Annotated in this window: 10 protein-coding genes; 7 read left to right on the forward strand and 3 right to left on the reverse strand. The window is 42.0% G+C overall.

What is annotated here, in order from left to right; all coding sequences use genetic code 11:
- Positions 1–57 precede the first annotated feature (57 nt).
- Positions 58–474 carry a DUF1810 domain-containing protein gene (locus ASG14_RS18265; RefSeq protein WP_056872520.1) on the forward strand — a complete coding sequence of 139 codons (417 nt, stop codon included), beginning with the start codon at positions 58–60 and terminating at the stop codon, positions 472–474.
- Between the two features lie 65 nt (positions 475–539).
- On the opposite strand, the gene ASG14_RS18270 is transcribed toward ASG14_RS18265, so the two are convergent.
- The 3 genes from ASG14_RS18270 to ASG14_RS18280 form a co-directional block, all read right to left on the reverse strand.
- Positions 540–740 carry a hypothetical protein gene (locus ASG14_RS18270; protein WP_056872521.1) on the reverse strand — a complete coding sequence of 67 codons (201 nt, stop codon included), beginning with the start codon at positions 738–740 and terminating at the stop codon, positions 540–542.
- 69 nt (positions 741–809) lie between these two features.
- A complete protein-coding gene (locus tag ASG14_RS18275; RefSeq protein ID WP_056872522.1) occupies positions 810–1,328 on the reverse strand; it encodes a hypothetical protein in 519 nt (172 codons plus the stop codon).
- 12 nt (positions 1,329–1,340) lie between these two features.
- Complete coding sequence (locus ASG14_RS18280) at positions 1,341–2,465, reverse strand: AI-2E family transporter (RefSeq protein ID WP_056872523.1); 1,125 nt, start codon at positions 2,463–2,465, stop codon at positions 1,341–1,343.
- 242 nt (positions 2,466–2,707) lie between these two features.
- On the opposite strand from ASG14_RS18280, the gene mnmE reads away from it, so the two are divergent.
- From mnmE to ASG14_RS18310, 6 genes are all read left to right on the forward strand, one after another.
- Positions 2,708–4,066: a tRNA uridine-5-carboxymethylaminomethyl(34) synthesis GTPase MnmE gene (gene mnmE / locus ASG14_RS18285; protein ID WP_056872524.1), complete on the forward strand. Its 1,359-nt coding sequence runs from the start codon at positions 2,708–2,710 to the stop codon at positions 4,064–4,066.
- 167 nt (positions 4,067–4,233) lie between these two features.
- On the forward strand, positions 4,234–5,025 hold the full coding sequence (locus tag ASG14_RS18290) for a hypothetical protein (protein ID WP_056872525.1): 792 nt from the start codon (positions 4,234–4,236) through the stop codon (positions 5,023–5,025).
- Positions 5,026–5,231: 206 nt separating this feature from the next.
- Entirely contained in the window at positions 5,232–6,953 is a 1,722-nt protein-coding gene (locus ASG14_RS18295; RefSeq protein ID WP_056872526.1) for a DUF6377 domain-containing protein, read from the forward strand.
- Between the two features lie 392 nt (positions 6,954–7,345).
- Positions 7,346–10,291 (forward strand): TonB-dependent receptor, encoded by a 2,946-nt coding sequence (locus tag ASG14_RS18300; RefSeq protein WP_056872527.1) that lies wholly within the window; start codon positions 7,346–7,348, stop codon positions 10,289–10,291.
- A 7-nt stretch (positions 10,292–10,298) separates the two neighbouring features.
- A complete protein-coding gene (locus ASG14_RS18305) occupies positions 10,299–11,771 on the forward strand; it encodes a RagB/SusD family nutrient uptake outer membrane protein (RefSeq protein WP_056872528.1) in 1,473 nt (490 codons plus the stop codon).
- A gap of 88 nt (positions 11,772–11,859) precedes the next feature.
- Positions 11,860–13,221 carry an alpha-amylase family glycosyl hydrolase gene (locus ASG14_RS18310; RefSeq protein WP_056872529.1) on the forward strand — a complete coding sequence of 454 codons (1,362 nt, stop codon included), beginning with the start codon at positions 11,860–11,862 and terminating at the stop codon, positions 13,219–13,221.
- The last annotated feature ends 2 nt before the right edge of the window (positions 13,222–13,223 follow it).

The raw sequence follows: 13,223 nt of genomic DNA on the forward strand, positions 1-13,223 counted from the left end.
TTTTGAGTCTCCTCTGGCCTAAAAGTTGAGGTGTTTTGAAAACAAATTTCTTCTCTAATGAAAACGTTAAGCAGATTTATTGATGCCCAGCAAAGTGCTTACGACGTTGCGCTTTCAGAAATAAAATCGGGCCGAAAAACGAGTCATTGGATGTGGTACATATTTCCGCAGGTAAAAGGTTTAGGTTTTTCAGAAACTTCGAAGTTTTATGGCATTGAAAGTTTAGACGAGGCCAGCGCCTACCTTGAGCACCCTGTTTTGGGCAAACGATTAATCGAAATTTGTGAAGCTTTGCTTAAGCTGAAATCCGTGCAGGCCGATGAAGTTTTTGGTCGACCGGATGACATGAAGCTGAAATCATCGATGACACTTTTTGCTGCGGTGCCAAACAGCAACGTGGTTTTCAGCGCCGTACTCGAAAAGTTTTTTAAAGGGGAACAAGACAAAAACACCCTTCGTATTCTAGGTATTTAAAATCACCTGGACATAAAAAAAAACACCGCCTGTAATCACAAGCGGTGTTCTCTTAACTGAATTCTTTAAATGCCTAAATCATCTTTTGCATAGGCAGTTCTTGTTTCGAACTCATTTTTGTAATCTTTGGCTTTCTCCATCCACTCCGGAGCTTTATCCTTTAAATCATCAACTACGGATTTACCGGTTAAAGGGTCTTTCTTAGTGATGTATTTCACGCCAGCATAAATTGCTGCGCCTATAATAGCTGTTTTTAACAATCCCATATCTTTTCAATTTTATTACTATTTAAACATTGTAAAAAGCCAATGGTTTTAAAAAAGCGAATAAAAAACTTAGTTTATCACCTTGATTTTCAGACTATCGCTTACTACAATACCGCTGATATTTGTTGCGTTATATTTTACGGTATATTCGCCTGCTTTAGTAATTGCATAGCCATCAGCAAGGTAAAAATTTACACTTGTGCTGTCGCCTTTCTTTAGCGAGGTATAGCTGTCTGCCGGTGGCGGCATCATTCTTTTGGCCATTGGGCCTTTGTAGGCAACATCTGTAAAATCTTCCATGGCTACATCAAGGTATTTGCTCATTAACTTTTCGAAGGGCGTATGCCATTTACAAAATTTCACGGTGCTGTCGGTATTGTTGTAAACTGAAAATCTGATGTTTATTGGTCCGCCGAGTTTTGCGGTGCCATCTAAAGTCATTTTTCCTAAAATTGGGTCCGTTTTTTTAACGGCTTCTTTTTCCGGCAAAAGTGTGGTGTCGGCATTTGCTGCTGTCTTGTCTTCATTGTTTCCGCAAGCGCTCAATAAAGCGATGCATAATCCGGCTACGATAGTGATTTTTTTCATATTTATTTGTTGTTATTCTTTTTCAACTCCTGATTTTACGGCGACCGGTTTCCTTCTTCTGAAGGCGGGGAAACTCATCGGGCTTTTTGCCGGGCGTTCATCTCCTAGTAAGGCGCCCCACTGTTTAAATGACTCTGTACGGTCGAAAATGATTTTTAAAACCGCAACAATTGGCAAGGCTAGGAACATGCCCGACACACCGGCGATGCTTCCGCCGATGAAGACCCCCAAAATGGCGAACAGTGCATTTATTTTAACTTTTGAGCCTACAATCCTCGGCATTAAAATGTTGTTATCCAGAAACTGAACGAAAGCGATGACACCCAAAACGGTAATAACAGGCCATAATTCTTGCGATGAAGTAAGTGTTAGCAACACGCCGATCAGGTTTCCAATCAGGGCGCCCACGTAGGGGATGAGGTTCAAAATGGCGAAGACCACACCTATTAGTAATGCATGTTTAATTCCGATGAGCATTAAAATGCCGCCGAGCAGGATGGTCATATAAGTAACCTGAATCAGCAACCCTATCAGGTAGCTTTTAATTATGGATTCAGTTTCATAAATGGCTTCTTTTACTTTTGGATGGTCGTCTGTTTTAAACCACATAAAAATAAAGCGCAGTAGAATGTCTTTGTAAAAGAGCATCAGGTAAATATAAATTGGCAGTAAACCGATAAAAACGAAAATGCCACTTAATGTAACGGCAGCACCTCCGGCGAGGGAGGTTCCCATATTCATCAAGTCGTCGCTTTTAGCCTGAATAAATGCTTTTTGTTGCTTATCGTTGTAATGTGTAATGCGGCTAACCCAATCGCTCAGCGAATTAATGTGCTGCGTTACGTTGTTTTTTATCTGAGGAAAATCTTTAACCAACATGCCAATCTGGTTGGAAAAAAACCAGACAATCATTGCAACAAATAGTGCGACCAGCATAATTGCAAGTATGATGGACAAGCTTTCCGGAAATTTTTTTCGTTTAAGAAAACGATAAACAGGTAATAATACGATGCTAATGAAGAAGGCCATTAGTATGGGCATTATAATATCGCGTCCGATTACGATAACTGTAACCAGCGCAATAAGGCCAAGCAGTTCTATCGAACGCTTTACAGTAAGTGGTAAATTATTAGTCATAGTTCTCCGGTTTGAAATTTAAACAGGCTTTAGTCGTAAATGTTTGGTATCGGCATAAATTGGCGGGGTAGAACACCCAAAAATAATTTTTAAGGGATGCATATCTAAATACCCGCATTTTTTTAAAGTTAAGATTTGTCTGGAAGATATCTTTATTTGCAATGGCCCGGGTTAAAAATTTACTTCGCATTAATGATATACCCGTAGATTAACTTTATTTTTGTTCCTTTTATAAAACGACAATGAATAATCAGGATACTATTATTGCCTTATCTACGCCTTCAGGTTCGGGAGCCATTGGTGTCATCCGCCTTTCGGGTCCGGATGCCATTAGCCTCGCGAATTCGGTTTTTGCAGGAAAGGATTTGGAGCAGCAGGCGTCGCACACGTTACATTTTGGCTTAGTAAAAGACGGCGAGCAAATTGTGGATGAGGTGGTAGCCGGATTATTTGTTGCGCCAAAATCTTACACCAAAGAAAACGTGGTAGAGATTTCATGCCATGGTTCAAACTACATCATCCAACGGATTATAAACCTTTTGATAAGCAAGGGAGCACGGGCGGCTAAACCTGGCGAATTTACGTTGCGTGCCTTTTTAAATGGTGCTTTTGATTTAAGTCAGGCCGAGGCTGTGGCCGATTTAATTGCCTCGAACTCCAAGGCATCTCATGATGTTGCCATGCAGCAGATGCGTGGCGGTTTTGCGAACGAACTAAAAGCTTTACGTGAGCAGTTGATTCATTTTGCTTCGATGATAGAACTCGAACTTGATTTTGCCGAAGAGGATGTGGAGTTTGCGAACCGCGAACAATTAAGAAATCTGGTTACGAGAATTAATCATGTTTTAAACCGACTGATATCCTCCTTTGAGATGGGTAACGTGATAAAAAATGGTGTACCTATTGTAATTGCGGGTAAGCCCAACGTGGGTAAATCGACGCTGTTAAATGCTTTACTGAACGAAGAGCGGGCCATTGTTTCTGACATTGCCGGCACTACCAGGGATACCATTGAGGATGAGCTTACGATTGGCGGCATTGTTTTTCGTTTTATTGATACTGCGGGTATTCGTGATACTGCCGATATTATTGAAGCGCTGGGGGTGGAGCGTACGCTCGAAAAAATGAAGCAGGCCAAGCTTATCATTTACATGGCCGATGCTGCCCAAAGCATTTCAGAAATTGAGGAACAGGTAAATGGACTGAATAAATTGCAGATTCCTTACCTTGTGCTTATTAATAAAGCGGATTTAATTTCTGATGAAGAACGCAAGGCTTTTAAGCACATAAATGTTGCCTTTATCGCCGCCAGAGCTGGTCAGGGCATAGAGGAACTCAAAACCACGTTGCTGGAGCAGGTAAACCTGCATAACATCAACACCAGTGAAACGCTGGTAACGAACATCCGCCATGTTGAAGCTTTAAAACAAACGGAAAATGCGCTGCAACGGGTGCTTGAAAATGTTGACAACCCCGTAACTTCTGATTTTTTAGCGATGGATATTAAACAGGCCTTGCATTACCTAGGTGAAATAACCGGAACGGTAACGACCGATGATTTACTGGAAAATATTTTTACCAAGTTTTGTATCGGAAAATAAGCAACACAGTCCCAACCATAGCGCTTACAACCGATACCCACGCCCATACAAACCTTTTCCTTGCTTTACCGTTTAATAAGCCTACCAACAATTTGAGTTATTTTTGGTTTTACCTTCAGGCATCTTTCAAAATGAATTTACAAGCTGCCTAATAACCCATTCCCAGCATGAAAAAGACTGATAAACTGCTTCCTATCGCTAATGTAATCGCATTGATTATTACCATTGCGGTTAACTACATTGCCAACGCGGGTTTGCTCAATGGCAATAGCATGAAAACCATTTCTGATAGATATTTCAACTATTTTACGCCGGCAGGGTTTGCTTTTTCGATTTGGGGGGTTATTTATTTGGGCTTGCTGGGTTTTGTACTTTACACCTCAATAAATGTAAAGGACAATCCGTCGAAATCAGAAGTGGTTTCAAAAATAGGCTGGTGGTTTGTGGTTTCATGTTTGGCAAATGCCAGCTGGGTAGTTGCCTGGTTAACCGATAACATTGGTTTATCGGTTCTGATTATGCTGGTGTTACTTTTTTCTTTAGTGAAAATTATAATCAATACCAGAATGGAACTGGATGGCCATCCATTAAAAGCATATTTATTTATTTACTGGCCATTTGCCATTTATAGCGGATGGATTACGGTGGCCCTGGTAGCAGATGTTTCTGCGTTTCTTACTAAATTGGAATGGCAGGGTTGGGGTATCGGCAATGCTACCTGGGCCATTATTATGGTTGCGGTTGCCGGATTGGTAAATATTCTTATGATCTATTTTCGTAACCTCCGGGAGTTTGGGGTGGTGGGCATATGGGCATTGTTTGCCATTTCCGTTTCTAACAAGGCTAACCCGGGTGGGGAAAACATCGTGTGGGCCTGCTACGCGGTAATGCTTATTTTACTTTTGTTTATCATTCAAAACGGCATGAAAAGTAAAAGACGATCCGTTTCTAATATGTAAGTGCTTCTAAACGCCCTGCTGCGGGATGTGCAACACATGGCTTATCGCTTTGTAACATAAGTGACAAATTGAACTTTCAGATTCATTTTATATTATATTTGGTTTACTAGGTATAACGAACGTGATTTTGTATGGTCAGCATTGAAATTTTAATTCATGCTGCACAAATACTTCTGAGCGTCTTAATTTAATCATCTCCAACAATTATGAGACGCTTTTTAAGAAATGGGGGTTTAACCATCTGCATGCTGTTTACTTTAGCTTTCCAACCAGTTTTCTGTGTTCGGGCTGAGGCGAGCACGCAGGTAGACAGTCTAAAAAAAGTGCTCGGTACCGTTCTTGTTAACAAAGAAAATCTCGACAAGAAGAAATGGGCGAGTATAACGCTGCTTCAAAAGCAATTAAAAAATAATTTCAATTCCATCGATTCACGTTACCAGAGCTATCTTAATTTATTTAATGCTTATAAATCTTTCATTCATGATTCGGCCTATGTTTACTGCAAAAAGGCTGGTGACTGCGCCTATCTTTTAAAAGATGATAACAAAATAAGTTACGCTAAAGTTAACCTCGGCTTTGTTCTGGTTTCGTCGGGCATGTTTAAAGAGGGTATTGATACTTTGCAGACCGTGCAAACCAGGTTTTTAAATGCGAGGCAAAAATTTGAGTATTATTTTTTAATGGCCAGGAGTAATTTCGATCTTGCCGATTACAACAAAATAGATTATTACAGCAAATTGTATACGCAGCGGGGCTTAACTTTCTGCGATTCCATTGTGGCGAGGTATCCAAAAGGCTCTTATGAATCCTTATCCGGAATCGGATTAAAATTGTTGCGGAGCAAACATTACCGGGCCGCCATACAGCCATACGAACAATTGCTAAAGCAGAAATCGACCTTTCAGGATAGTGCCATAAATTATAGTTGCCTAAGCTATTTATATTTCAGCGTTAACCAACCCGAGCTCGGCTTAAGTTATCTGCTGAAATCATCGATAATTGATAATGTACATTCTACAAAAGAGTCGCTTGCGCTGGTAAACCTGGCGAAATACCTATATCAAAAAGGAGAGATAAAGGAGGCTTTTACTTATATACACAGTGCAATTGAGGATAATAATTTTTACGGCGCAAAGCAGCGGAAGGTAGAAATAAGCAACATATTACCTATTATTGAACGCGAAAAGGTGAACGACATTGAAAAGCAGAAGCAGTCGTTATTGATCTACGCATCCATAATTACTTCATTAATCGTCCTGACGATTTATTTTGCTTCTACAACTTTCAGGCAGTTGAAGAAATTAAGGATAGCGGACCAGTTAATTGTAAATCAAAACGAGGATTTGAACAAAGCTAATGCTAAGCTGATGAAAATTAATACTTCGCTGGATGTGGCCAATCAGTCGCTAACCCTAACCAACCGAAAGCTTGACGAGGTAAATATGATTAAGGAAGAATATATCGGGCATTTTTTTAATGTAAACGCCGATTATATTGAAAAGCTAGACCGGCTTAAACGTTCGCTTGAGAAGATCGTTAATCATAAACAATATGATGAGTTGCAGGTTATTGTAAACCGTTTGAACACCAATTTTGAGCGGGAAAGTTTCTATCAGAGCTTTGATGAGGTTTTCCTGAATATTTTCCCTGATTTTATTGAGGAATTTAATAAACTATTTGATGATGAACACAAGACACAAATTGTTCCCGGCCACTTGCTCAATAATGAGCTGAGGATATTTGCACTAATCCGATTGGGCATCGACGAAAATGAGACGATTGCCAAAATTCTAAATTACTCTGTCAACACCATCTACACCTATAAAACTAAGGTTAAAAACCGTTCGCTCGTTGCTAATGATTGTTTCAAAAAGAAAATTATGAACATCAGGACAGTTAAAAATGAACTGCCTGCAACTTTCAGTTAAAGTAAGATTTAACCCGCCTAAAGATTGATTTTTCAACAGTTTAGATGAGGGAAACTTTAAGGTTAGCCACGCAAATTATGTGTGGTTTTTTTGTTGAAGTATGACGAGGTGAATTCTATCTTAAAAGGGCTTAAAAACCGCTTGAAAAGCTCGAATTTCAGGGCTGATTTTTAGGAAATTGTAGGCTTAGGAAGCTAAAAATCTATATATTTTGGAGTTGGGTATTCTAATAACGTACTGTTAGTTAAGGATTTAGTTTGATGTTGATAACATTTTTTTCAATATCCGGCTTCTTCTCTATTGTGATTGATTTTAAAGTCTGTTTACTTTGATTTGCATTCTTCAGACCCCCATTTGAAGTTGCACTAACCAAATTTTAAGAACTAATCATTATGAGAAAAAACTACTTTTTTTACTTTTTTAAGTATGGACTAACGGTGCTTTTTCTGCTGACGTTAAGCATTGCCCATGGGCAACAGGCTGCGTTTACAGGAAGGGTTGTTGATGAAGATAACGAGGCAGTTGCAGGTGCAACACTGCAGGTAAAAGGAACCAATCAAATGGTTGCTACTGATGCGAAAGGGGCTTTTCAAATTAGCAGCAGCCAGACAGCGCTAACGGTTTCCATTCGTTTTATTGGTTACGATGTAGCGGAACGGGTTTTGCTTGCAGGTAAACCGATGGTTATCCAGTTGCGACCAGACGCCAAATCGCTGGCAGATGTTGTGGTTGTTGGCTACGGAAGCACGAAAAAATCTGATTTAACCGGGGCTGTAGCCAGCATTAGCAGTAAAGATTTTAACCAGGGGGCAATCACCAGTCCGCTGCAACAAATAGCCGGCAAAGCTGCAGGTGTGGTTATTACACAAACGGGTAGCGAGCCAGGAAGTGCGCCCAACATCAAAATACGTGGAATAACGTCTATTCAGGGCAATAATAATCCACTCGTGGTAATAGATGGTGTTCAGGGCGATGTAAGTTTTCTAAACCAGATACCACCAACAGAAATCCAAAGTATAGAAGTGCTTAAAGATGCTTCTGCAACGGCCATTTATGGTTCGCGAGGTGCATCAGGTGTATTAATTGTGACCATGAAAAAGAGCCGTAGTGGCACTTCAATTGAGTACAATGCAAACTCCTCTGTAGATGTTGTAACCAGGCAGCTGAAAATGTTAACGGCTGCTGAGTGGAGCCAGCAAGCTGCTGCACGTGGCATTCCTGCTTCTTCAAATTTTGGGGCAGATACAGATTGGTTCGGACTATTAACCAGAACAGGAACTACCCAAAATCATACCCTAACACTTGGCGGAAGCAGCGATAATTTTAGCTACCGGGCTTCGTTGGGTATGGTGCTTCAAAACGGTATTGTTATTCATTCAGATAACCAAAGGTTTATCGGCAGGATTGAAGCCACACAGAAAGCACTTGATAATAAGCTTTCTATAACGATGACCTTAAATGGAACGAATTCACAAAATAATGGTAGTCCGGGTTCAATTGGCAGGGCTGCTTTTACTTCCAACTTAATTTCCAACGCCTACATCTCGCGGCCAACCGATCCGGTTTACAAAGCCGATGGTTCTTATTTTACTGATCCGAATTTGTTTCAGCCGCTGAATGTGCTCGCTGCCGCCAATACCATCATCAGCGAAAGCGAAACGAATAGATTGCTTGGTTCAATGCGCATAAACTACAAAATTATCAGTGGCCTTTCGGCTGAAGCCTTTGGAAGCTGGCAGAAAACGAACGGTACTTCGGGCAATTACACTCCGGCAGTTTCAACAGTAGCGGCGGCGATTGACCAAAAAGGTTACGCCAGCGTAAATAATAACAATTCAGACTATAAGCTGATGGATTTCCAGCTAAATTATAGTAAGGATTTTGGCAGGCATCATTTCGACGCCGCTGCGGTTTATGAGTGGCAGGCGCAGATGGATTCGGGTAGTGGAAGTGCTGCCAGAGGCTTTGTGAATGACCTGGCTACTTATAATAACCTGGGCTTGGGCGATTTTTCAAAGGTTCAGGCCGGCGACTATTCTTCATACCGGAATCAACGTAGAACAGTGTCTGTTTTAGGCCGGTTTAACTATTCGTTCTTAGATCGCTATTTGCTTACCGCTAACTTTAGGCGGGATGGGGCAACAGTTTTTGGTGCCAACCATAAGTGGGGTAATTTTCCATCTGCCTCATTGGCCTGGAAAATAGATCAGGAACCGTTTATGAAAAATCAGAAAATATTCAGCACTTTAAAATTGAGAGGTGGTTTCGGTATTACCGGTAACCAGCAACCTTTAAACGTGTTGCAGTCACTGCAAATTGTTCAGGGCTCGGGTACAGTTTATTTTGCGGGAAACGTGCAAACCAATTTCAGGGTTACCCAGAATGCCAATGCCGATTTAGAGTGGGAGCGCAAAAAATCGACTAACATAGGTCTGGATTTTGGATTGTTTGACGGGCGTTTAAGCGGAAGCTTCGACATTTACAAAAATGTAACCGATAAATTATTATATGGCTATACCGTTCCTCAGCCACCGTTTCCAACAGGCTCTATTCAGGCAAATGTTGGCAGTATACAGGGCAGGGGTGTAGAAATGGCCTTAAACTACGAACTCATACGCAACTCATCCACAAGGTTAAGCCTTGGGGGTAACTTAACCCTGATGGATTCGAAGGTGTTAAATTTGAGCGGCTCCTTAAACGGCGTACCTCTCATTACGAACAATGTTGGCTATGGCGGGCAGAACGCTTACCTCGTAGTTGGACAGGCAATTGGTTCAATTTACATTCTGCAGCACCAGGGCGTGGGCACGAATGGTGCTGAAACGATTGTAGACCAGGATAAAAATGGCAGAATAGACGCCGGAGCAACCAGTCCGGACCGGATTTTTGCCGGCCAGACGCAACCGAAATATACCTTCGCTTTTACTCCTAGCTTTAGTTATAAGAACTTTGATGCATCGATTCTGGTGCGTGGATCGGGCGGTAATAAGCTGTTTAATGCTTTGAGATCTAACCTAAGTTTTCTGGAAAACCTGGGTAAGTCGAACCTACTGGCAAGTGCGATAGATGATAATATTTTCACCTCTGCATATCCTCTGGCATCAGACTACTGGTTGGAAGATGGCAAGTTTATCCGGTTGGAAAATGTTAACCTTGGCTACAGAATCCCTACTTCCAAATCGAAGCACATCAGTGCAGTTCGTTTTTCACTAACCGGTCAGAATTTGTGGCTCATTACCAAATATTCAGGAATCGACCCTGAAGAAACAGGCGGCGACAATGGAATTTATCCAAGGGTACGCAACATTGCACTGGGCCTTAACATCATTTTAAAATAGATTCATCATGAAAAAACTAACGATAATAACCATTATAGCGGCGGCAATAATTGCACAGAGTTGTACCAAGGTAAACGAAAATGTTTACGATAAATACACCGCCGACCAGTTCTTTGCAGATCCAAAAGGGCCAGATATTGCCCTTGCAAGTGTATACGCCCGTATGCCGCAGTTTGGCGGTGGCGATAATGGCTACTATGACACAAATAACATGTGTACCGATGAGCAGGTTGTGCCGCATCGTGTAAGCGGAGACTGGGGGCCGGAAAATGCCTACCTGTATACAAGGGCATGGACGCCGGCACTCGGGCAAATCAATACCACCTGGAACGCCTGTTACAATTCCATCTATCTGGCAAACCTTGCTGTAGAACAGTTGGAAAAGGCAAATGCGCCGGCTGCAAAACTGGCAGAAGTAAAGGTGTTGAGGGCCTGGTTTTATTATTTGCTGATAGATGATTTTGGCGATGTGCCTTTTTATACCGACAATAACATTACAACGGCTCAATTGAAAACACAGACCAGGACGCAGATTTTTAATTGGATTGTAGGCGAGCTAACTGCAAATGCCGACCTTTTGCCAGAAACAAAAGGTGGCGTGTTCTACGGAAGGTTTAACAAATGGGCAGCTTACACGTTTTTGGCCAAAGTGTACCTGAATGCCGGTGTTTATACCGGAACAACGAAATGGGCGGAGTGCCTTGCAGCCTGTACAAAAGTGGCATCTGGCGGCTACACCTTACACCCGGGTACTGCAAGTACTTCGAGCCCGCTTGGCAACCGCTACTTTGAACTTTTTGGCGATGTTTGCCCGGATGATGAAACCATTCTGGCCATTTGGTTAAAACGTAACGTTATTGGCAACAATGTGCTTGCATTAAGAAGTGTAAATGGACCTAACGGGATAGCAATGTTTGGTTTCGCGGGGTGGAATGGCACCATTGTACCCGAAGAAACGTACAATAAATACGCCAGCGATGACATCAGAAGAAAACAGTTTTTAATTGGCCCTCAGCCTGGTGGCGTAACTTATACACCGAAAGTTACTTCATTGATAAATCCTGGCGCAGGCATTACCGAAGGCGTTCGTGGCGTTAAATTTTATCCGGTGGCACCTAACGATGGCAGCGGAAGTTCGAATGATTTTCCAATTTACAGGTATGCGGATGTGTTGTTGATGATTGCAGAATGTAACGTACGCTTAGGCAATGCTGCGGCTGCAAAACCATTTATCGATCAGGTTAGGGTGCGGGCAGGATTAAGTCCTTTGGCTGCAAATCCAACACTTGATAACATTTACGATGAGCGTGGCTTTGAGTTGAACTGGGAAGGGCATCGCCGCCAGGACATGATTCGTTTTGGTACTTTTACCCTTGGCCATGGCCTCGTGCCTGCGGTAGATAGCCACTGGCAGCTTTTCCCGATCCCAACTGCAGCCATGAATGCAAATCCTAATTTAAAACAAAATCCTGGGTACTAGCCATCGGGTGCCATCAGGAGGAGTAATAAAAAACCTCCTGATGCTTCGATGTGTTAAGTTGCCGATACATTAAATTTCAATTTTTAACATGAGAAAAAACCTCCAAAGTGTTTTCATTGCTGCAATTTGCTGCCTGATACAGGTTTCTGCCAGTTTTGCGCAGAACAATTCACCATATCCGCCACAATATGGCAAGCCTTTTAATGGTGTGCCCGACAGGCGAGACGTAACGCTTTACCAGGTAAACACCCGTTCCTTTAGTAAAGAAGGTAATTTCGCCGGTGTAACTGCCCGTCTGGATTCCATCAAGGCCCTTGGTGTGAATGTAATTTACCTGATGCCGATTTATCCAGTAGGGGTATTAAAGGGCGCTAACTCACCCTATGCAACCCGCGATTATGATTCGGTTGGTAAAGAGTTTGGCACGCTTGAAGATTTAAGAACACTTGTAGATGGCGCCCATAAACGGAAGATTTCGGTCATGTTGGATATTGTTGCCAACCATACGTCATGGGATCATCCATGGATGGCCAACAAAGATTACTACGTTAAGGATAGCCTTGGAAATATTAAATACCCTGAAACCTGGAAAGATGTTGCTCAGCTTAATTTCAAAAATGACGCAGTGAGGCAATCTCTGATACATTCGATGAAATCGTGGGTTTATAAAGCTAATATAGACGGTTTCCGCTGTGATTATGCTGATGGTCCGCCACTCGATTTTTGGAAACAGGTTATTGACAGTTTGAAAACGATTAAAACGCACAAGCTCTTAATGCTCGCCGAAGGCAGCAGCCCAAAATACCTGAGCGTGGGTTTTGATTATTTCTTTGGCTTCAATTACTTTGGAAATCTAAAAAGCATTTACAACAGAAACAAATCGGTAAGATCCATCGATGCTTTAAACGAGCGTGATTTTAAAGATGCCGAGGAAGGGCAGGCTGTGGTTCGTTACCTAACCAATCATGATGTAAATGGTTCTGACGGAACACCACTTGAACTTTTTGGCGGTAAAAGCGGTTCAATGGCGGCGTTTGTAGTTGTCGCCTATATGAAGGGCATCCCCATGGTTTACAACGGGCAGGAAATAGGCACGCCCTTTCGCCTTACCTTTCCGTTTACCGGCCGCAGAATAGATTGGGCGCTTGGCGATGCAAACCGCGAAGTAACCGCAGAATACAAAAAGGTAATTGCTTTCCGCAATAAAAGTAATGCCATTAGAAGGGGCGAACTGGCCTCATACAGCAGTGATGATGTGTGTGCTTTTACCAAATCCCTTGGGAAAGAGCAAGTGCTCGTTTTATCTAACTTGAGGAACAAAGAGGTGGACTTCACTTTGCCTGCAACCATTGCGGGTAAGCAATGGAAGAATGCTTTTGACGGGACTAAAGTTAGTTTAAATGGTGCGCTTAAGATGCAACCATATCAATATCTGGTTTTGACAAAATAGTA

This window comes from Pedobacter sp. Leaf194, assembly GCF_001423945.1.
Taxonomy (GTDB): domain Bacteria; phylum Bacteroidota; class Bacteroidia; order Sphingobacteriales; family Sphingobacteriaceae; genus Pedobacter.